The 19,094-nt window shown below is 58.4% G+C and carries 23 protein-coding genes; 15 read left to right on the plus strand and 8 right to left on the minus strand.

Annotation, left to right across the window (positions count from 1 at the left end; genetic code table 11):
- The first annotated feature begins 15 nt into the window (after positions 1–15).
- The 14 genes from OA90_RS22685 to OA90_RS22750 all read left to right on the plus strand — a co-directional run bounded on the left by OA90_RS22685 (position 16) and on the right by OA90_RS22750 (position 10,995).
- Positions 16–486 (plus strand): transglycosylase SLT domain-containing protein, encoded by a 471-nt coding sequence (locus OA90_RS22685; RefSeq protein ID WP_082837223.1) that lies wholly within the window; start codon positions 16–18, stop codon positions 484–486.
- Between the two features lie 169 nt (positions 487–655).
- On the plus strand, positions 656–1,945 hold the full coding sequence (locus OA90_RS22690) for a flagellar hook protein FlgE (RefSeq protein WP_068417987.1): 1,290 nt from the start codon (positions 656–658) through the stop codon (positions 1,943–1,945).
- Between the two features lie 43 nt (positions 1,946–1,988).
- A complete protein-coding gene (gene flgK / locus OA90_RS22695) occupies positions 1,989–3,476 on the plus strand; it encodes a flagellar hook-associated protein FlgK (protein ID WP_068417989.1) in 1,488 nt (495 codons plus the stop codon).
- A 4-nt stretch (positions 3,477–3,480) separates the two neighbouring features.
- Positions 3,481–4,527: a flagellar hook-associated family protein gene (locus OA90_RS22700; RefSeq protein ID WP_068417992.1), complete on the plus strand. Its 1,047-nt coding sequence runs from the start codon at positions 3,481–3,483 to the stop codon at positions 4,525–4,527.
- A gap of 51 nt (positions 4,528–4,578) precedes the next feature.
- Positions 4,579–4,929, plus strand: coding sequence for a flagellar biosynthesis regulator FlaF (gene flaF, locus OA90_RS22705; protein WP_068417997.1), 351 nt, complete (start codon positions 4,579–4,581; stop codon positions 4,927–4,929).
- 4 nt (positions 4,930–4,933) lie between these two features.
- On the plus strand, positions 4,934–5,404 hold the full coding sequence (gene flbT, locus OA90_RS22710; RefSeq protein ID WP_068417998.1) for a flagellar biosynthesis repressor FlbT: 471 nt from the start codon (positions 4,934–4,936) through the stop codon (positions 5,402–5,404).
- Between the two features lie 12 nt (positions 5,405–5,416).
- Positions 5,417–5,818 (plus strand): flagellar hook assembly protein FlgD, encoded by a 402-nt coding sequence (gene flgD, locus OA90_RS22715; RefSeq protein WP_068418001.1) that lies wholly within the window; start codon positions 5,417–5,419, stop codon positions 5,816–5,818.
- 16 nt (positions 5,819–5,834) lie between these two features.
- The gene (gene fliQ, locus OA90_RS22720) at positions 5,835–6,101 is read left to right on the plus strand and encodes a flagellar biosynthesis protein FliQ (RefSeq protein ID WP_068418006.1); all 267 of its coding nucleotides are present in this window, start codon (positions 5,835–5,837) and stop codon (positions 6,099–6,101) included.
- A 216-nt stretch (positions 6,102–6,317) separates the two neighbouring features.
- A complete protein-coding gene (gene flhA / locus OA90_RS22725; RefSeq protein ID WP_068418009.1) occupies positions 6,318–8,408 on the plus strand; it encodes a flagellar biosynthesis protein FlhA in 2,091 nt (696 codons plus the stop codon).
- On the plus strand, positions 8,405–9,181 hold the full coding sequence (fliR, locus tag OA90_RS22730; protein WP_082837218.1) for a flagellar biosynthesis protein FliR: 777 nt from the start codon (positions 8,405–8,407) through the stop codon (positions 9,179–9,181). Before flhA ends, fliR begins: the two co-directional genes overlap by 4 nt.
- A gap of 4 nt (positions 9,182–9,185) precedes the next feature.
- Positions 9,186–9,566: a flagellar biosynthesis protein R gene (locus OA90_RS22735; protein WP_068418012.1), complete on the plus strand. Its 381-nt coding sequence runs from the start codon at positions 9,186–9,188 to the stop codon at positions 9,564–9,566.
- 150 nt (positions 9,567–9,716) lie between these two features.
- The gene (locus tag OA90_RS22740; RefSeq protein WP_068418016.1) at positions 9,717–10,142 is read left to right on the plus strand and encodes a rod-binding protein; all 426 of its coding nucleotides are present in this window, start codon (positions 9,717–9,719) and stop codon (positions 10,140–10,142) included.
- On the plus strand, positions 10,142–10,540 hold the full coding sequence (locus tag OA90_RS22745; protein WP_068418019.1) for a hypothetical protein: 399 nt from the start codon (positions 10,142–10,144) through the stop codon (positions 10,538–10,540). Before OA90_RS22740 ends, OA90_RS22745 begins: the two co-directional genes overlap by 1 nt.
- Positions 10,537–10,995 carry a hypothetical protein gene (locus tag OA90_RS22750; protein WP_082837219.1) on the plus strand — a complete coding sequence of 153 codons (459 nt, stop codon included), beginning with the start codon at positions 10,537–10,539 and terminating at the stop codon, positions 10,993–10,995. Before OA90_RS22745 ends, OA90_RS22750 begins: the two co-directional genes overlap by 4 nt.
- 124 nt (positions 10,996–11,119) lie before the next feature.
- Here the strand turns inward: OA90_RS22750 and OA90_RS22755 are convergent, their stop codons facing one another.
- Positions 11,120–11,377: a hypothetical protein gene (locus OA90_RS22755; RefSeq protein ID WP_068418022.1), complete on the minus strand. Its 258-nt coding sequence runs from the start codon at positions 11,375–11,377 to the stop codon at positions 11,120–11,122.
- Positions 11,378–11,820: 443 nt separating this feature from the next.
- On the opposite strand from OA90_RS22755, the gene OA90_RS22760 reads away from it, so the two are divergent.
- Entirely contained in the window at positions 11,821–12,981 is a 1,161-nt protein-coding gene (locus OA90_RS22760) for a serine hydrolase domain-containing protein (protein WP_082837220.1), read from the plus strand.
- A 289-nt stretch (positions 12,982–13,270) separates the two neighbouring features.
- Here OA90_RS22760 and OA90_RS22765 read toward each other — a convergent pair whose 3' ends face one another.
- The 7 genes from OA90_RS22765 to motA all read right to left on the minus strand — a co-directional run bounded on the left by OA90_RS22765 (position 13,271) and on the right by motA (position 18,994).
- Positions 13,271–13,717, minus strand: coding sequence for a hypothetical protein (locus OA90_RS22765; RefSeq protein WP_068418029.1), 447 nt, complete (start codon positions 13,715–13,717; stop codon positions 13,271–13,273).
- A gap of 225 nt (positions 13,718–13,942) precedes the next feature.
- The gene (flhB, locus tag OA90_RS22770; protein WP_068418034.1) at positions 13,943–15,019 is read right to left on the minus strand and encodes a flagellar biosynthesis protein FlhB; all 1,077 of its coding nucleotides are present in this window, start codon (positions 15,017–15,019) and stop codon (positions 13,943–13,945) included.
- A 51-nt stretch (positions 15,020–15,070) separates the two neighbouring features.
- Complete coding sequence (locus OA90_RS22775) at positions 15,071–16,138, minus strand: flagellar motor switch protein FliG (protein ID WP_068418037.1); 1,068 nt, start codon at positions 16,136–16,138, stop codon at positions 15,071–15,073.
- 51 nt (positions 16,139–16,189) lie between these two features.
- Positions 16,190–16,582: a flagellar motor switch protein FliN gene (gene fliN, locus OA90_RS22780; protein ID WP_068418041.1), complete on the minus strand. Its 393-nt coding sequence runs from the start codon at positions 16,580–16,582 to the stop codon at positions 16,190–16,192.
- A complete protein-coding gene (locus OA90_RS22785) occupies positions 16,582–17,157 on the minus strand; it encodes a hypothetical protein (protein WP_068418043.1) in 576 nt (191 codons plus the stop codon). Before OA90_RS22785 ends, fliN begins: the two co-directional genes overlap by 1 nt.
- Positions 17,138–18,097 carry a FliM/FliN family flagellar motor switch protein gene (locus OA90_RS22790; RefSeq protein ID WP_068418050.1) on the minus strand — a complete coding sequence of 320 codons (960 nt, stop codon included), beginning with the start codon at positions 18,095–18,097 and terminating at the stop codon, positions 17,138–17,140. Before OA90_RS22790 ends, OA90_RS22785 begins: the two co-directional genes overlap by 20 nt.
- Before the next feature lie 3 nt (positions 18,098–18,100).
- A complete protein-coding gene (motA, locus tag OA90_RS22795; RefSeq protein WP_068418053.1) occupies positions 18,101–18,994 on the minus strand; it encodes a flagellar motor stator protein MotA in 894 nt (297 codons plus the stop codon).
- Between the last annotated feature and the right edge of the window lie 100 nt (positions 18,995–19,094).

Consider the following 19,094-nt stretch of genomic DNA (forward strand, 5'->3'; position numbering starts at 1 on the left):
GTCTGCGAACGGGAAATGATTGCCGCGGCGCAAAAATACCGGGTGCCGCTCGGCGTGCTCTATGCCGTGGGCTTGACCGAAACCGGGCGACGCAACTCTCTCTATCCCTTCGCCCTGAACATAGAGGGGAAATCTGTCTTCCCGCCCAGCCGGCGGGCCGCCAGGCAGGACTTTCTCAAGGCGCGCAAGCATGGCAAGAAGCTGATCGATATCGGCTGCATGCAGATCAATCATCATTATCACGGAAAGAAGTTCCGGTCGGTCGATCACATGCTCGAACCGCGCGCCAATGTGCAATATGCCGCCCGTTTCCTGAAAGACCTGAGAAGCAGGCAGGGGTCCTGGACGATGGCTGTTGCCAGATATCATGCCGGCCCGAACAATGATCCGGCACAAAAGCGCTATGTCTGTACGGTGATCAGAAACATGGTTGCTTCCGGATTCGGTCACTGGACCAAAAACTCCAGGCAGTTCTGCAACGCTTGAACGGTCACCATTGGCATCTTCGGGTGCCAATGCGTTTTTTTATTTCAAAAGATAAAATTTTATATAATTAAGTATCTGAATATAAAGAATAAATATTTTCGAACAACAGCTTCGCGCAAGTTATGTGGGCTTCACTGTGTCCAGTTGATCTGGAAACAGGAGACCTGTCATGGGCCTTTTCGGAGTAATGCGCACAGGCGTTTCAGGCATGAATGCGCAATCTAGCAAACTCGGCACGGTTGCCGACAATATCGCCAATTCCAGCACCACCGGCTACAAGCGGGCGATGACGGAGTTTTCCTCCCTGGTGCTTTCGCAAGGGTCCGGGACCTATAACTCCGGGGGCGTTCAGGCGCATACCAAATACGCCATAACGGATCAGGGCGCGCGGTCCTATACGACATCCAGTCTCGACCTTGCCGTCAGCGGCAACGGATTTTTCATTGTCTCCACCGGAACAGACGGGGCCTCGCAGCAGGCGCTGACCCGCGCCGGATCCTTCGTGCCGGACGGGGAAGGGTATCTCGTCAACACGGCGGGTTACTATCTGCAGGGGTATCCGATTGCCGACGGTTCGGACCCGGCGCTGGTGGCCAACGGTCTCGGCGGCCTGGAGCCGATCAATATCTCGCAGAACAAACTTGAATCGACGCCGACGAGCAGGGCGACGCTCTACACGAACGTATCCGAGGATGCGACGATCGTGGCCGGTGCCAACCTTCCCTCCGTCGACTTTGCGTCGGCGGCGACGGTCGATTATTCCCATAAGACGTCGCTAATCGTCTACGACAACCTCGGCAACGAGGTGAAGCTGGATCTCTATTATTCCAAGACAAGCGACGGTCCTCCGACGTCTGACTGGGAAGTTTCGGTATTCGACTCGGCGGATTCCACAGACGGTGGATTTCCCTATGCCAACCCGCCGCTGAACACAGAGACCCTGAACTTCGACACCACAACGGGCGATCTTGCGGGGGCCAGTGCCACCACGATCAACGTCGCGGTGCCAAACGGCGGCACTTTCGATATCGATCTGGCCGACTCAACCTATCTGAATTCCGATTTCGAGGTCACGACCGTCGATACGGACGGCAATGCACCGAGCTCCGTCGAGGGTGTCGAATTCTCGGACGACGGTACGCTTTTCGCGGTTTACGAGAACGGCGACCGCCGGGCGCTCTACAAGATCCCGTTGGCGGATGTCCCGAGCCCGGACAAACTCGATCCCTTGAGCGGCAACATCTACCGGCCGTCCTTCGAGTCCGGTGAAGTGCGTGTCGGTTTCCCGGGAGAGGCCGGGATGGGCGATCTTGAAGTGGGCGCGCTGGAAAGCTCGAACGTGGATCTGGCGAGCGAGCTGACTTCGATGATCGAATCCCAGCGCACGTACACAGCCAATTCCCAGGTGTTCAAGGCAGGTTCCGATCTGCTGCAGGAACTCGTGAATCTGGCCCGATAAACCCCAGTAGGTCTATTGGCCTGTTAACCGGAAAGTTGTTGTCATGAGCCTGTCCGTCGCATTGCAGGTTGCCCAGTCCGCACTGGCAGCCCGCCAGTCAGAATCCGCGGTCATCTCCCGAAATATCGCGGGCGCACAAGATCCAGGGTTCTCCCGTAAATCCGTGGTACTGAGCCAGATCTACAGCTCGAACGGCCAGTCCGGCGGTGTGCGTGTAGACGGTATCGTCCGGGTGACGGACAGTGCTCTGTATTCGTCTCTTCTTTCGTCGACGTCCGTCGGCAGTTCCCAGGACGCCATCCTGAACGGCCTGACCAGAATGTCCGAGACGATAAACGACACTCAGCTTGAGATGTCTCCGGCTGCGATGCTGGGGGATCTGCAGCTTTCCCTGCAGAATTTCGCGTCTGATCCGAACAACACCATTCTGGCCCAGGACGTTCTGCAATCCGCCAAGGATATGGCCTCCACCCTGCAGTCCGGTTCCGCTCTCGTACAGGAGGTGCGCGCGAATGCGGACACCGATATGGCGGGCTCGGTCCGGCAGATCAACAATCTCCTCGGTCAGTTGGAGGATCTGAACACGGTCATCGTGAAGGGCACCCAGTCCGGTGCCGATGTGACCGATGCCCTTGACAGCCGCGATCAGATCCTTCTGGCGCTGTCGGAGGAAATCGGCATCACGACACTCGATCGCGCCGATGGCGATGTCGTCGTTTACACAGACAGCGGTGTGACCCTGTTTGAGACCAGCGCGCGTGAGGTGAGGTTCGAGCCAACACTGGTTTACGATGCGACGACTGTCGGCAATGCAGTGTTCATCGATGGTGTTCCGGTGGCTGGCCCGGGTGCGATGATGCCGATCAGTTCCGGGCGTTTGCACGGGTTGGCGGAACTTCGCGACGATGTCGCCGTGACCTACCAGAACCAGCTCGACGAAGTTGCCCGCGGCCTGATCGAAGCCTTCGCCGAAAGCGATCAGAGCGGCGGCGGGCCGGATCAGGCCGGCCTGTTCACCTGGGCGGGCGCACCTGCCGTGCCGGCGACAAGTACACTGGTTACCGGGTTGGCGGCACAGATCGAGGTCAACGCCAATGCGGATCCCGATCTCGGCGGCAGCCTCGACAGAATCCGGGACGGCGGTATCTCCAATCCGGCAGATCCCGACTACAATTACAACCCTTCAGGCGCGGCCGGATTTTCCGATCGCCTTCAGGAACTGGTTTCCGCATTCGACCAGGACAGGGTCTTTGACGGCGGCGTCGAGCTCGACCCGTCAGACAGCTTGAGCGGATTTGCGGCATCGTCCGTCAGCTGGCTTGAAAGCGGCCGCAAGACCATGACCAGCAATGTTGAAGTGCAGGCAGTGATTCTCGGCCGCACGGCGGAAAATCTGGACAACAAGACCGGCGTCAACATCGACGAGGAAATGACGCTGTTGCTTGACATCGAACGCTCCTATTCGGCAGCGACGCGGCTCATTTCAGCCGTCGACGCAATGTTCGAAGATCTCTTGGCCGCAGCGAGGTAACGTCATGAAAACCACCCATATCTCCACGATTTCATTCGCAAACTCCTCACGCCAGCAACTCATGAGTCAGGCGAATCTGGTCAACAAGCTCAGTATTGAAATGTCGTCCGGGCGCAAGTTCGACGTCGGTCTGGATCTCGGGTCGCGGACCGGCGAAAGCGTCTCCCTGCGGGCGGAATTCCATTTTCTGAACGGCATCGTCGATACCAATGCGCTGACGGCGTCGCGGCTGGATGTCAGCCAGGCGGCGATGAGCGACATGCTCGGCGATGCTCAAGGTTTTCTGAGCACGCTCATAGCACTGCGCGAAGATGGCGGCAGTGCTGAGATCGTCCAGTCAGACGCCCAGGGCAGCATGGAACTGCTGGTGTCGCGGTTGAACACACAGTTGAACGGCAACTTCGTGTTTGCCGGGATCAATTCCGATCAGGAGCCTGTCGCTGACTATCTCGACCCCGCATCGCCGAACAAACTGGCCGCTGACGCAGCCTTTTTCGCCGAATTCGGGATCACGCAGTCTGACCCTGCTGTTTCAGCCATCACTCCAGCGGCAATGGACGCCTATCTGAACGGGGCCTTTGACGCTTTGTTCCAGGATCCTGCCTGGGGGACGGACTGGTCGGGTGCTTCAGACAGCGTCACTGTCAGCCGGATCTCGGCCAGCGAGACAGTCAACAGCTCCGTGAGCGCCAACGAACAGGCCTTCCGGGATCTGGCGCAGGCCTACACGCTGATGGCGGATCTCGGCAACGAGAATCTGGATCAGGGCACCTACAAGCAGGTGTTGAACAAGGCAATTGAAAAGCTCGGTAACGGTATCGCCGGTGTGACCAGCGCGATGGGGAAACTCGGCAACGTGCAGGAGCAGGTCAATCTGGCGAGCGACCGGCTGCAAGTCCAGACAGATATCCTGAACAGCCGCATCAATGATCTGGAAAATGTGAATCCGGAGGAAACGTCGGTTCGCCTGAACACTGCGCTGACCCAGTTGGAGACGACCTATGCTGTCACCGCCCGCATGCAGGGCCTCAGCATACTCAACTACATCTGATCATGTCCAAGTGTCTGACATCGATAGTAAATACGAACCTGGAGAGGGCCCATGTACAACTTGTCCTATGCTGAGGTCATGGATGATCTCTGCGGCGATCAACGGTTGAACGAACATGAGGCGATGACGATCGTCATCGAAAAGCTGAACAACGCCAGCGAACTGGGAATCCGCTCGCCGGAAGCCGTGGAGGCGCTGTTCTATACCCGGCGCCTGTGGAGCTATTTCATGGAACAACTCGCCGACGACGGCAACGAGCTGCCTGTCGAAACGCGGGCGAATCTCATTTCCATCGGAATCTGGGTCCTGAAGGAAGCGGAGGCCCTGCGCCAGTGGCAGCAGGAGGACTTCGCCGACATCATTCAAATCAACTCCATCATCCGCGACAGTCTGGACGGTTAACCTCATGAAAATCGGATTGAAAGCGGGCGAACGCCTGTTCCTCAACGGTGCGGTGATCCGGGCCGAACGCAAGACAAGCATCGAACTGCTGAACGACGCGGTGTTTCTGCTGGAAGCGCACATCCTGCAGCCCGAAGAGGCAACAACGCCTTTGCGGCAACTCTATTTCATTCTGCAGACCGTGATCATGGATCCGGCCTCGGCACCCGCCGTGCAAGACATGTTTCATCTGGTGCTCACGTCGGTGAGGGGAGCCTTTTCGTCGAAAGAGGTTCTGGACCAGTTGAATGAGGTGGAGACCCTCGCCGGGTCCGAACGCTGGTTCGAGGCGATGAAGATTGTTCGGGGCCTTTATCCCGTCGAGGCGAGCCTGATGGTCGCCGAAAAACGCAACGAAGTGCAGTCCGCAAGGTCGGTGCCTTCGGCTTCTGCCGGAAACAAATATCGCCAAGGCCCGCTACTGGCCGTCGTTTAAAGGAGAAACAGCATGACCAGTGTAGAAGGTGTCGGCGCGGCACAAAACCAGGCTGCGGGAGCTGCTTCAAGCGCCCAGCAACAGCTGACCGTCGACTACGATACATTCCTGCAGCTGATGATGGCACAGATGCAGAACCAGGATCCGACGAACCCGATGGATGCTTCCGAACAGCTATCGCAGCTCGCAAGCTTCAGCCAGGTCGAACAGGCAATCCAGACCAACGCCAAACTTGAGACCATGCTGATGAACATGTCCTTCGGACAGGTGGATGACCTGATCGGCAGAACGGTCACCGATCCGAGCGGCACGACGGGTGTCGTGGAACGGGTGGAGATCTATTCGGACGGGACGCTTCTGGCACTCGATAACGGCAAGGGCGTTCTGCTTGGCCCGGGCGTCACGGTATCTTGAGCGGGCAAGACCAATCATGAATGAAGTTGATGCACTGGACATCGTCAGGACGGCCATCTGGACGATCCTGATCGGCTCGGCGCCGGCGATTGTGCCGGCGATGGTCGTGGGTATCGGGATCGCCCTGATGCAGGCGCTTACCCAGGTGCAGGAAATCACCCTGACGTTCATTCCCAAAATCGTTGCGATCCTGGTGATGATCGTCATTGCCGGACCGTTCATCGGCGGTCAGATCTATACGTTGACCACACTGATCTACGATCGGATCGAGACCGGCTTTTAAAACGTCCTGCCGGATGCTCCGCGCGACTGCGCCGTCTCTGCTTCACTGTGGGCAGGGCGGCGCAGTCGCGCTCCTGAGCGTTGCCAACCGTTGTTGTTTTTCAGTCCGGCGCAACCTGCATTCACCCGCGAATATCGAAATGCCGGACGCTTTAAAAGCTTCGCGCAAGCTTGAGCGGCGACCTTGCGGGTCTTCAACACGTCTGCGAGGGCAGGAATGACAGACACCTCCGTTTCCCCGATTGCCGATGCACCGCCTGAAAGCCGCCGAGACGTGGGTTTCGCGCTTGGCATCATCGTCATTCTCGTGGTTCTTTTTCTGCCGATCCCGACATTCCTGATCGATTTCGGTCTTGCCATGTCGATTGCGCTTTCCGTGCTCATCCTGATGGTGGCGCTGTGGATTCAGCGACCGCTGGATTTTTCATCCTTCCCGACAATCCTGCTGATCGCCACCTTGCTGAGGCTGTCGCTGAATATCGCCACGACCCGGGTCATTCTCGCCAAGGGGCATGAGGGACTGGATGCGGCCGGTTATGTGATCCACGGGTTTTCGCAATTCGTGATGAGCGGAGATTTCGTTATCGGGCTGATCGTGTTCTCGATCCTGGTGATCGTAAACTTCATGGTGATCACCAAGGGCGCGACGCGTATCGCTGAAGTCGGCGCGCGCTTTACCCTGGACGCGATTCCCGGCAAGCAGATGGCGATTGACGCGGATCTTTCGGCCGGGCTGATCGATGACAAGGAGGCCCAGCACCGGCGCAAGGAGCTTGAAGAGGAAAGCTCCTTTTTCGGTGCGATGGACGGTGCCTCGAAATTCGTGCGCGGCGACGCCATTGCCGGGCTGATCATTACGGCGGTCAACGTGCTTGGCGGCATCGTCATCGGGGTGACCCGCTATGACATGAATGTCTCGAACGCGGCTGACGTCTTTACCAAACTCTCCGTCGGGGACGGTCTGGTCTCCCAGATACCGGCTCTGATCGTGTCTCTGGCAGCAGGCCTGCTGGTTTCCAAAGGGGGAACCAGAGGCTCGACGGACAAGGCGGTTCTCGGCCAGCTTGGCGGCTATCCGCGTGCCCTGTTCGTTGCGGCGATCCTGATGGCGGTCTTTGCGATCATGCCCGGGCTTCCCATGCTGCCGTTCATGCTGCTGGCGGCCCTGATGGGTTTCGTCGGATACACTATCCCCAAGCGTCTGGCGGCGAAGAAGAAGGTCGAGGCGGACACCAAGACCGCCGCCGACGAAGAGGCAAGACTTGAGGAAAAGGACTCCGTCAAGGAGACCCTTAAATCCTCCGAAGTCGAGCTGGTCCTGGGAAAGCAGCTTTCGGCCGAACTCCTGACCAAGCACGGCGAGCTTTCGCGCCGGGTCGCCAAAATGCGGCGCAAATTCGCGGAACAATACGGTTTCGTGGTGCCCGATATTCGCGTTACCGACAGTCTGACGCTGGATCCGAAAAGCTATCAGATCAAGATCCACGGCACGATCGTCGCCTCGCAGCATCTCAAGGTGGGCGAATTGCTGGTCATTCCGAATACGGACGAGACACTGCCGGTTCCGGCGGATGCCACCAGGGAACCCGCCTTCGGAATGCCAGCCTTCTGGGTGCCGCCGGCCTACAAGGACGAGCTCAAACGCCGTGGCCTGACGCCGGCGGAAAACATGACCGTCATTCTCACTCACCTGAGTGAGGTGATCCGCAACAACCTGCCGCAGCTGCTGTCCTACAAGGACATGCGGGTTCTGTTCAACCGGCTCGATCCCGAATACCAGAAGCTACTGGACGACATCTGTCCGGCGCATACGTCCTTCTCGGGCCTGCAGGCGGTCCTCAAGCTGCTGCTGGCGGAGCGGGTCTCGATCCGCAACCTGAACCTCATTCTGGAAGCGGTCGCCGAAATCGTTCCGCATGTGCGTCGTTCGGAGCAGGTCGTGGAGCATGTTCGCATGCGCATTGCCCAGCAGATCTGCGGCGATCTGGCCGAAGGCGGGCCGCTGAATGTTCTGCGTCTCGGCAACCGCTGGGACCTGGCATTCCACAACGCCTTGAGACGTGATGCGAAAGGCGATGTGACCGAGTTCGACATCGAACCGCAACTGGTTGAGGATTTTGGAAACCAGATGTCCGAAGCGGTCAAGAAACACATGAAGGGCGGCAATCGCTTCGCCATCGTGGCGGCTCCCGATGCACGTCCCTATGTGCGCATGATCGTGGAACGGATGTTCCCGACGCTGCCGGTTCTGTCCCACCTTGAGATTGCCCGCGGTGTGGACGTCTCAGCCCTTGGAAGTGTCTCGTGATTGCCGGCGGGCTGTTGTTCGGCACATTCAACGCCTCGGGTCTGCTGGCCGTCTTCCTGCTGTTCTGCCGGATCGGCGCCTGCCTGATGATCATTCCCGGTTTCGGCAGCAACCGCATACCGGTCCGGGTACGGTTGTTTGTCGCGCTGGCGATTTCGCTTGCGCTGTCACCTCTGCTGGTCCCTGCGGTTCAGGCGGCCTTGCCGGATGAGAAACTGGCGACCGTTGCCAGGTTCATCGGCGCGGAACTTCTCACCGGGGCTTTTATCGGTTTTCTCGGCCGGGCATTCATTGCGGCGCTGGAAACCCTGACGACGCTGGTATCCATGGCAATCGGCCTGTCCAACATGCCAGGACTGCCGATCGAGGGTGTCGATGCCCTGCCACCGGTCGCGAACCTTTTCACGGTGACCGCAACGGCGATGGTTTTCATCACCAATCAGCACTGGGAAATCCTGCGCGGTCTTGTTGCATCCTACGAGGCCATTCCAGCGGGGGTGCCCCTGACGGCTGTCTCGAGTCTGGAACAGTTCGCCGATCAGCTTGCGCGGACCTTCGTGCTGGCTTTGCGCATCTGCAGCCCATTCGTGGTCTATGCGGTGGTGGTCAACCTGGCGGTGGGTCTGGTCAACAAGCTCACCCCGCAGATCCCGGTCTACTTCATCTCCATGCCGTTTGTCATCGCAGGCGGGCTCTACTTCCTCTACCTCGTCATTGCGGAAGCGATCATGATCTTCCTGGACGGGTATTTCACATGGCTTCAGATAGGATAGGACGATGGCGCGAAACAGCCACGAAATCGAACGCCTGTTCCGGATGCAGAAGCAGATCTTTCTGTTTTCCTCATGGCTCCTGCAGAAACTCGACGCCCAGGTCTACCAGCTCTCCGAGAAGGAAAGGCGCATTCTGCTGGCGCTCTCCAATGGCGATCTGGCCCAGCATGACCGCTTCATCGCCAATGCGGCGGAGCGCCTGCGGCGGATTATCGAGGAAATGGCACGGCTCAGCGAAGCCCGTTCAAGGGTGAATTCCGAGTTCGACCGCCAACGGATGATGCTGAAGCTGATGGCCGAGCGGCTGGCGAAAATGCGTGGTGAAGAGCTGCGGGCAGAGGAAGAGCGCGATCTGATGGATCTTCTGGAGCGCCGGTTTGGCTGAAAGTTCCGGAAGTTCGGGACGCAAGCCTCCCGCAAGCTGCGACAGCTAGAAAGGAAACTGCAAACAAGGCCCGAAACAAGCTTCCCTGCTTGCCTGGTCCGCCACCTTGTGGGCCTTGTTTGCAACCAGTTTTGACCAAGGAGCTGTCCCATGGCGATTTCCCCCCCGTCCGACCTGATCATGGATGTCGCCAAGGCCGCGGATCCGGTCAGTCTTCAAGCCGCCACCAGCCGCTTGAAATCCATAGCGGTCTCGGGATCGGGAGCCGATTTCCAACTGGCCTATGCCGATGCTTCAGCCAGTACGACGACGGCGTTCAACCGCTACAGCCCCGAGGCGACAAACACTTCCGGCGCGAACAAGTCGCCGGCCGAGAAATTCGAGGCAATGATCCTCAGCCAGTTTGTGGAAACGATGCTGCCTGAAGACTCAGATGCCGTCTTCGGTGAGGGCGCGACCGGAGACATCTGGAAATCGATGCTTGCCGAACAGGTCGCCAATCAGCTCGCCGCCAGCGGCGGAGTGGGCATCGCGGACATGATCTCAACCACGCTTGACCACGGAGTAAAAGCATAATGGACGCCGGCCAGGAAATTGCTCTTCAGGAACAGGTTGCCAATCCGGCGCATTCGGCGCCGCTGATCATCGCCGTCAAGCGCGCGATCAATGCCGTGCGTGATGAAACCCGGGCGCTGCGTGACGATCCGACCGCCGATCTCAAGCGCTTCGAATATTCCAAGAGCCAGGCGCTTCTGGAACTCCTGCGGGCCCGTTCCGCGGTCTCGCCGGAAACCTTCTCCGGGGAGTTGAAAGCCGATCTGTGCGAGTTCCAGGATGTGCTGCACGAGAATGTCGGTCTCTTGAGGCTGCATATGAATGCCGTATCCGAAGTGGTGCAGATGATGTCCCGGACGATGATCGATTTTGACTCCGACGGCACCTATCAGGCTCCGTTTCCGGAGCCCGCGCGATGATGAAAATCCTGATTGCCGGCATCTGGATGGCGGCCAGCTTGCTGGTGTCGGGATATGCGACCGCGCAATATATCGCCTCCCAGAAGAGGGTCGATGTGAACGGCGAAGCGACCTTCGTGGGTCTCGACTATGAAACGGTCAAGCCTGTCAACGTCCCGATTCTGTTCGAAGGTGCCTTGCAGGGCTATGTTGTCGCCAAGCTGGTCTTTACCGCCGATGCCGAAGTCCTGCGCCGCCTTCCGGTGCCACCCCATCCATTCCTTGTCGACGAGGCTTTCCGCGTCCTTTATTCGGACAGCCGGCTCGATTTCAGAAATCTGGAACGCTACGATCTGGACGCGTTTACCGAAGATCTGAAACAGAAAACCAATGCCCGGCTGGGCAGCTCGGTGATCCGCGACGTTCTGGTGGAAGAACTGAACTATTTCGACCAGGAAGACATCGTCAGCAACTGACGGGACCAACAGTCTTTGCCTGTACGTCTTTCCTGACGGGCAAACGGCGTCCAGATTCGGGTATGCGCTTTTCCTGAAAGAGATATGGAGACGCCGGCGCATCTCTGAGCATCAAGCGCCGGGGTCATGCTTCAGGGGTGAAGATCGTTTCTATTGCCTGGAAAATCGTGTTGTAGACACCCATTTCGTCTCGGGCGAAATCACCGTGCGGCACCGCCCTCTTGGCCTCGTTGATCAGGTCGGCCTTGATGGCCTCAAGATCCGCGCCAGTGCCGCCTGCATGGTTTGAGAGCTCCAGATGCAGCCGCTTGGCGATCCCGGCATAGACGACAATCGCCGTCACCATGTGTGTCGGTTCCTCGGGTATCTGGATCTTTTTCATACGTGCCGGCTCCGTGGTTGGGGACAATGACGTCCCGGACGTGGTTGTGTTCGACAGGATTCCGAAGACGACAAATCGAGTACCCTTTCGGAGGGGTTCCGTCTCAGGAATCCTTCCTGCCTGGATCAATTTACCATATCGGCATCTGGTTATGCCGATGTGCCGGCGTATGCTAACTTGGTTTGCGGCAGGCTGCGGGACTGAGCGATGCATTCAGACCGGTCAGGCCAGATTCGGGCGGCCCGGTGACCGCTGACGACCCTTGGAGAGCGAAGCACTTTATCTGGTTGCCCTATCAGGCAATGTTGACATCAGGTGGCAGCCAGCTTTGGGAATGTCGGATCAAAGAAATTTCTAGAAGAGGGTAATTGAGTGCGATTTATGAGACAGCTTTTCATTTCACGGACCAGCGTCGGTGCATTGGCGTCCGTGGCCTGTGCACTATGGGCAACGGCCGCGATGGCCGATCTGCAGGCGGATTTGCAAAGCGGGCTCGATACCTTCCTCGCAGAGCGCAGCGGGCCCGAAAGCGTGACCGGCATTCGGCTTATGTCAGCTTGGGCGCGGACGGGCCGGAGTACCGCGCCTATGCGGGCACCATGGGCAAGGACAGCGCCGCGCTGGTGGATGCCGCGACATTGTTCCAGATCGGCAGCAACACCAAGGGATTCACCAGCGCGCTGATCCTGGCGCTGGAGGCCGAGGGCAAGGTCGACATCCACGACACCGTAGGCGACTGGTTGCCCGAGTACCCGGCATGGGCCGATGTTACGATCCAGCAGTTGCTGCATATGAACAGCGGGCTGCCGACCTACTCCGAGACGACGGAAATGAACGAGGCTTTCGTGAACACGCCGGAGCGCGATTTTACATTGCCCGAGCTGATTGCCATGGCCTATCCAAGCGAAACGGTGAACTTGCCGGCCGAGGACGGGTTCTTCTATTCGAACACCAATTACATCCTGGCGGGAATGATCGCCGAAAAGGCCTCGGGCATGTCCTACAAGGAGGCGCTGGAGGAGAAACTCTTCAAGCCGGCGGGCCTGACCGATACCTATTATGAACCCTATTCCTATGGCGAGGACGTGCTGTCGCGGATGATCTCGGGGTATTTCAACAACCCCGACTGCACGCTCTACGATCCCGACTGCGAGGTCGGCCAACTCGTACCGATTATCGGCCGCGATACAAAAGCGGATTCTGTTAGCTGGGCGGGACCTGCCGGCGGGATCGTCGGCACCCCGGAGGACCTGGCCAAGTGGATCAGGGCGGTCTTTGCCGGCAAGGTGCTGCCTGAGAAGCAACTGACGGAACTGGTGACGCCTATATCTCTGAAGACCGGGAAGATCATCGACGACGTGACGCAGGAGGATCCGCGCGCCTTCACGCTGGGCTTGATGCGGGTAACGGGGCCCGGGATGGAGCCGGTGTATTTCTACCTCGGCATGACGCTGGGCTATCGGGCGGCCTTCATCTATTCGCCGGAACTTGACGTGATGGTGACGGGGGCCACCAACAGCCAGCCGCCGGGCGGGGAAGAAATGATGACGCCAATGCTGATCGGCATCTACAAGAAGGCTGTGGAGGAAAAGGCCGCCCAATAGGCTTTGGCCCGTACCCTTGACCAGACGCCGGCACGCTTTCGGCCGGCAGTGCTTCGCTGCGGGCCTTTTTCATGGTGCGAGCGAAGAACAGGGTAGGGCCAAGGGCCTCATCCGGGGGCTGACGGATCGGCAGGGGCGCCGGCGCGGCAATAGATCGTGATAATTTACACAATGCTTCGTAACGCGATGCAAAATGACTGCGATCAGAATGTCTTTGGCGATCGGAAGAGCGGCAAATGCCATAAAATTCTCAACGCCGGAGCCGACTGACGCTGATTCCGTAAAGGCCCTACTTCAGCCTTGCATCCTTCAAGGCTTCGAGTAGCAACTCCGTTTCCTTGACCTTGTCGCCCGCGGCGTCGGGGACCTCGACGTAGGAAACGTTGACGGCATTGTCCGGCCAGGCCAGGACCAAGGTGAAATAGATCCACGCGCCTTTGTTGAAGAATTCCAGGTCAAGCGAGATCTTCGGCGTTGTTTCCCATTCGACGTCCACCTGGGCGGCCATGGAATAACGCAAGGAGCCTTCCTTGAAATACAGCTCGGCCGCGGACTTGATCAGTTCCTCAATGTTGCCGTGCTGGTCGGTGCGGATATAGGCGACGAAATCGATCACATCGACGAGCTTCAGGTCTTCGATGAAATCGGTCAGGGCCGAAGCGATCGCTTCCTGGCGTAGCCGGTCGCTGGCAAGGCCGGTTGACATGTTCCCGTTGCCTTCAGGCAGGTCTTGCATGATCGGCGCCTTCAATACGATTGGACGAACCAGGCACAGTCCGGGTCGCGTGTTCAAGGTCCTTGCGCATTTGGAGTTTCTGGTGCGCGTCGCGCGCCGATACGTTCAAGACAGGGTCTTTCGACCCGGCTTGCTTCACAGATAAACGCAAAATAAAGCGCCTTCTTGCTCCAGCCATAATGAGGTTTTTCCGCTCAGATGGGCTAACCCTGACTACGACTTGTTCTATACTGCAGTTCTTGTTTGGCGTGAGTACACATAACAGATAATTTCTGCAACCGCTCTATAGAATTCTGGAGGTATCATTTGTTCGATTTCTGTCGCCGCATATAGAGATCGCGCAAGTTGTACGTCTTCGATCACGGGTATGTTGTTGCTTTCCGCGATTTCGCGGATCTTCAGAGCAATCAGGTCCTGACCCTTGGCAATCACAATCGGTGCCGGGTTCTGGTCACCGTCATAGCGCAGCGCAACGGCATAATGGGTCGGGTTGGCAATAACCATGGTTGCCTGCGGGACGGCGGACATCATGCGGTTGCGGGCCCTGTCTCGCGCCAGCGAACGCTGGCGGGCCTTGACGATCGGGTCGCCTTCCGCCTGCTTGTGCTCATCCTTGATTTCCTGCTTGCTCATGCGCAGGTTCTTGCGCCAGTGCGAGCGCGACCAAAGGACATCGACGGTCACCAGCAGGATTGTCACGACGCATACGCCGGCGATCAGCCGCATGGAAATCTGCAGGATCGTTTCCGGCAACGCGCTGGGGTCGGTAAACATGGCGTTGATCAGTTCCACTTCATTTGCCCGGAACTGGCGAAACACGATGGCACTGACCGTGGTGAACTTGAAAACCGCCTTGAGAAATTCAACAAGGCCCTGTGCACCGAAAATCCGATTCCAGCCTTTCGAAGGCGAAAGTTTCGACAAATCCGGCTTGATCCGGTGAAAGACGATGCTCGGGCTGTTCTGAAGAAATGCCGATGCGAGACCTGCGACAGACAACAGCGCAATGACCGGAGCGAGAAACACGGCGGTTTCGATTGAAACCGCATGAGAGAGCAGCAATGCGTCCGCGCTGTTTCCAAGTCTCACACCTCCCGAAATATCCAGGAGATGGGTCAGCTTTACGACAAGCTGACGGGCTCCCGATGTCACTACGAAACCTCCGATCAGCAGGGCGGCAATGAAAGTCGCAAGGACCGGCGCTTCTCTTGAAACCGGAGTGTTGCCTTTTTCGATTGCATCCCGAACCTTCTTCTCGGTCGGTTCTTCTGTTTTTGAATCCTTGTCTGTCTCTTCCGACATTCAGCCAATCGTCTCCTGGCCCGCTGTTCCGCGTTTCCGGTCCGGGAGCGGTCAGGCGAAAAATGCGCCGTCGTCCTGTTTCGGGTTCAGCTCTATTTCGCCCCTGCCGGCCATTTCCAGCGCAAGGTTTGTGATCGCGCTGCGGGCATCGAGAACGTCGCGCTGCGCTGCGGGTTCCCCGGCGGCGAGTTCGTGCTCCGCGATACGCCGTGCGCGGGATGTCAGCGACGAAAGGATGACTTCGCGGAACTGCGCGTTGGTTCCCTTCAGCGCGAGAACGATCCGGTCGGTTGGGATCTGATCGAATATCGCCATCCGGGTTCGGGCATTGAGGTTGGTGATGTCGTCGAAGGTGAAGAGCAGGCCCTTGAGAAGTTCCGCTGTCTTCGGTTTGACGACATTGAGATTGTCCAGCGCGTCTTCCATGTGCTCGCGGTCCATCTTGTTCAGGATGTCCGCCATGCGGGCATGGGAATCTGCCTCCAGGGTTCCGGACAGGTTGAGCATGAAATCCTCGTGCATGGTCTTTTCCACGTCGCGCATGATTTCCGGAACAACCGCCTTGATGGACAGCATTCTGCGGACAAGCTGGTTGCGCGTCTCGCCGTTGACCTGGCCCAGAACCTTGGCCGCCGCAGCGGGTTTTATCTTTGTCAGGATCAGCGCTGCGGTCTGCGGATGTTCCTTGAGGAGATAATTTGCAAACACGGTTTCGGAAACCGTGGTCAGCCGGTCCCAGATGGAGCGGTTCGAATTGCCGAGAACATCCGACATGATGTCCGAGAGCTGATCGTCCGGAAGGATGCCCTCGAGCATCTTTTCAACTTCATTGGCGGAGCCGTAGAGCGTTGTGCCGTGGGAAAACTGTTCGATGAACTCCTCGGCCAGCAGATCGAGTTCTTCCGAGGCCACCGTTCCCAGCTGCGCCGCGGAAACGGTGATCATGCGGATTTCTTCCTGGTCGAAATGCTGCAGCAGCTTCTGGGAACTGGTTTTACCTAGCGACAGGAGAAGCGCAGCCACCCGCTGCACGCCGTTCAGACGGCGTACGGGCGGAGCAGGAGGCTGGGAGAAACTCGCGGATTGAGCCGCGGCGGCGGCATTGGCAGTGCTCGACATTGTCACATGTTCCTGAGGAGACCTGGGGCTACGGACCGGTTGGTTTCTGGATCAGATGTCCAGACCGCCGTTCTGCGCGCTGATGATTTCCGTCAACGAGACGCCGAAACGGGAATTGTCGTCTTCGACGACGACCACCTCGCCGCGGGCAATCACGCGGCCGTTGACGACGATATCGATCGGCTCGCCAACACGGTGATTGAGCGGGATGACCGCACCGCGGCCAAGTTTCAGAAGGTTTGAGACCAGCATCGTCGCAGAACCCAGAACGACCTGAATGTTCACCGGAATACCCAGGATCGTGTCCAGATTCTTGTCGTCCCCTATGGTTCCTGGATTGCTGTCCTTGGACGGCGCTTCGACCTTGGCGAAACTTGCCGCGTCGGCCGGCTTCGTCTTTATGTCCGCATCCGCGGAAACATGATCAATAACAGTGTCGGACATTACATTTTATCCTTCTGGTTCATGGAAACGGTGCGGAACGGGCTTCCGGTCGGGTTGTCGATCCGGTGAATGCGTGCCGGGACCTGCTTCGGTGCTTCGCCACGGTGAATCGATGCCGGTTCCTTCTGGGCTCTGCCGCCGGTCAACACACCCGCGTGCTGCAGAGCGGCAGCCGGTCCGTCCGAATCCGCGAAGATCTCCAGGTCGCCCTTGGATGGAGACAGCCGGTTGGACGTCTCGAACAGGGCGGTTGCCTTGGAAAGTTCTTTCAGTTCCGCCCGCAAAACCGTTTGCTGGCGTTTGGCTTCCCGGGTCAGTCCATCTATTTCGGCGATGAGCTCGCGCGCATCGTCCATGCGGTTGCCGAGTGCATTGAGGATCTGCGCGCTCTTGACGTTGATCTCCTGGATGGAGACCTCGATCCCGTCCAGAGCCAGGACGGTCTGGTCGAAAATGCGCTTGTAATCCGCGTGATAAGTTCCCAGGCGCCGCAGCTCGCGCTGCATTGCCAGCATCCGGACCGTCGTCGCGACCAGCGCGATCAGGAGGACGCCATCAACGATTGCGGAGATCATCGAAAAGATCCTTTTCTTCCTCATGAATGAGTTCATCGACCTGCAGCGTGTAGGACCCATCCAACTGTCCGAGCTGACAGGTGAAGATCGGCTGGTCGTTGCAGGAAAGTGTAACCGGGCTCCGTGCCGTTGCCTGAAGCTCGATGGTCTGGCCAACCTGCAGTGCCGACAGTTCACCGAGCGACATTTCGCGTTCTTCCAGAATGGCCTCCAGCCTGACTTCGGTGCGCTGGATTTCATTGTGAAAGTGCTGCGTCCACTGCTTGTCACGCCCCGACATTTCACCTGAAAGGACCTGGGAGAGGCGCTGGCGCAACGGATTGAGGGTGGAATGCGGCATGACCACAAACACTTCGCCGCCACGTCCGATTGCCTGCTGCAGAAGTCGCGCGACCACGGCCGGATTGTTGCGGCGGCCCACGACCGCGAAGTCCATGCGGCTTTCCACCCGCTCGATTCTGAGCGTTGTTTCGGCTATCGGCGCGAAGGATTCAGCCAGGGCTTTCGAGGCCACCTCGAACATGGTGCGCGCGATGCGCGTTTCGATGTTTGAGAAAGGACGCTCGTCATCTATTGGCGGTTCGGTGCCGTCAGCGCCGAAGAGCACATCCACCAGCGTAAAAATGAAATCACGGTCGAAACCGACAAGAACGCGGGCGTCCCATTCGGGGGAATAAAGCACGGCCACCAGCGCGTTGGACTCGAATTCGTCCAGAATGTCGCCAATGCGGTTGTTTTCGACGTAGCTCACCGAGATATAGGAAGGTGAGGGGGACTTCTGCCGCATGGCGTCCGCCATCAAGCGGGCCATTCGGTCGAACACCACCGGAAGCATTGGCAGGCGGTCGACGGAGATCCCTGCCGCATCGAGCAGGCGGTCTGCGATCATGGCGCGTTCGGAGCTGGAACCGCCGGAATTTGCTGTAGCTGCCTCAATCATGGCTTATGCCGCTCCCTGCAGGTCCTGGACGTTGTCGCCACCGGACCCCGCGCTCATGGTCTCGTTTTCAACTTCGTCGATGGTTGGGCGGTCGTGGTCGGAGATGGTCTTGCGGCCATGTTCCAGGGCGATCTGGGGATCGGCGCCGTTCATGAAGGCGAGCAGTGTCTGCTTGACGACGATGTAGGTCCGCAGCCGCGATTCCCGCACGCTCTTGATTTTCACAGCCAGCGGGCCGAAGAGAGAATAGGAAAAGAAGATCCCGACGAATGTCCCCACCAGCGCGGCGCCGATCAGGCTGCCGAGCAATTGAGGCGACTGGTCGATCGCGCCCATTGCCTTGATAACGCCAAGTACGGCCGCGATGATCCCGATTGCCGGCAAGGCGTCGGCGACGCTGCTCATGGCGTGGAACGGCTTCATCTGGTCGCGGTGGATTGTCTGCAGCTCCTCGTCCATAAGTGCCTCGATCTCATGGGCGCGGGCATTGCCGACGATGATCAGCCGGAAATAGTCGCAGATGAAGGTCGTCAGGTTGGCGTTGCGCAGAACTGTCGGATATTTCTGAAAGATCTGTGATGTGTTCGGGTCTTCGATGTGCGGTTCGACCTGATTGCGTCCCTTGGCGCGCAGCTCGCGCATCAGCCCGTAGAGCAATGCCAGCACGTCCAGATACTCGCGCTTGTTGGGGACGGCGTTTCGCAGCGCGTCGGACACCGCGAACACCGTGCCCCGAATGGTTTTCATCGGGTTGGCGACGACGAATGCACCAACGGCAACACCCAGAATGATGAGGAGCTCCCAGGGTTGCCAAAGGACGGAGACTTTACCGCCGAGTGCGGCAAATCCACCGATAAGGGACGCACCCGCAATGAACAGGCCAATAAGAATAGTCACCTAATAGCTCCCGAACTGGTGAGGAAATCGAATGTGTTGGGAGAACGCTAGGAGGCGAGACTTGCCCGAAGCTGACGCGTCGGTGTTTTGGCCGATATCC

The organism is Labrenzia sp. OB1 (assembly GCF_001624695.1).
Classification (GTDB): domain Bacteria; phylum Pseudomonadota; class Alphaproteobacteria; order Rhizobiales; family Stappiaceae; genus Roseibium.

Coding starts and splice junctions, on each gene's coding strand:
- fliQ (WP_068418006.1), top strand. CDS start 5,835: ATGAATGAAGTTGATGCACTGGACATCGTCAGGACGGCCATCTGGACG.
- OA90_RS22700 (WP_068417992.1), top strand. CDS start 3,481: ATGAAAACCACCCATATCTCCACGATTTCATTCGCAAACTCCTCACGC.
- OA90_RS22740 (WP_068418016.1), top strand. CDS start 9,717: ATGGCGATTTCCCCCCCGTCCGACCTGATCATGGATGTCGCCAAGGCC.
- OA90_RS22745 (WP_068418019.1), top strand. CDS start 10,142: ATGGACGCCGGCCAGGAAATTGCTCTTCAGGAACAGGTTGCCAATCCG.
- OA90_RS22690 (WP_068417987.1), top strand. CDS start 656: ATGGGCCTTTTCGGAGTAATGCGCACAGGCGTTTCAGGCATGAATGCG.
- OA90_RS22760 (WP_082837220.1), top strand. CDS start 11,821: ATGGGCAACGGCCGCGATGGCCGATCTGCAGGCGGATTTGCAAAGCGG.
- OA90_RS22775 (WP_068418037.1), bottom strand. CDS start 16,138: ATGTCGAGCACTGCCAATGCCGCCGCCGCGGCTCAATCCGCGAGTTTC.
- OA90_RS22685 (WP_082837223.1), top strand. CDS start 16: ATGATTGCCGCGGCGCAAAAATACCGGGTGCCGCTCGGCGTGCTCTAT.
- fliN (WP_068418041.1), bottom strand. CDS start 16,582: ATGTCCGACACTGTTATTGATCATGTTTCCGCGGATGCGGACATAAAG.
- flgK (WP_068417989.1), top strand. CDS start 1,989: ATGAGCCTGTCCGTCGCATTGCAGGTTGCCCAGTCCGCACTGGCAGCC.
- flgD (WP_068418001.1), top strand. CDS start 5,417: ATGACCAGTGTAGAAGGTGTCGGCGCGGCACAAAACCAGGCTGCGGGA.
- OA90_RS22735 (WP_068418012.1), top strand. CDS start 9,186: ATGGCGCGAAACAGCCACGAAATCGAACGCCTGTTCCGGATGCAGAAG.
- OA90_RS22790 (WP_068418050.1), bottom strand. CDS start 18,097: ATGATTGAGGCAGCTACAGCAAATTCCGGCGGTTCCAGCTCCGAACGC.
- OA90_RS22785 (WP_068418043.1), bottom strand. CDS start 17,157: ATGATCTCCGCAATCGTTGATGGCGTCCTCCTGATCGCGCTGGTCGCG.
- flaF (WP_068417997.1), top strand. CDS start 4,579: ATGTACAACTTGTCCTATGCTGAGGTCATGGATGATCTCTGCGGCGAT.
- flhA (WP_068418009.1), top strand. CDS start 6,318: ATGACAGACACCTCCGTTTCCCCGATTGCCGATGCACCGCCTGAAAGC.
- flbT (WP_068417998.1), top strand. CDS start 4,934: ATGAAAATCGGATTGAAAGCGGGCGAACGCCTGTTCCTCAACGGTGCG.
- OA90_RS22750 (WP_082837219.1), top strand. CDS start 10,537: ATGATGAAAATCCTGATTGCCGGCATCTGGATGGCGGCCAGCTTGCTG.
- OA90_RS22765 (WP_068418029.1), bottom strand. CDS start 13,717: ATGCAAGACCTGCCTGAAGGCAACGGGAACATGTCAACCGGCCTTGCC.
- OA90_RS22755 (WP_068418022.1), bottom strand. CDS start 11,377: ATGAAAAAGATCCAGATACCCGAGGAACCGACACACATGGTGACGGCG.
- flhB (WP_068418034.1), bottom strand. CDS start 15,019: ATGTCGGAAGAGACAGACAAGGATTCAAAAACAGAAGAACCGACCGAG.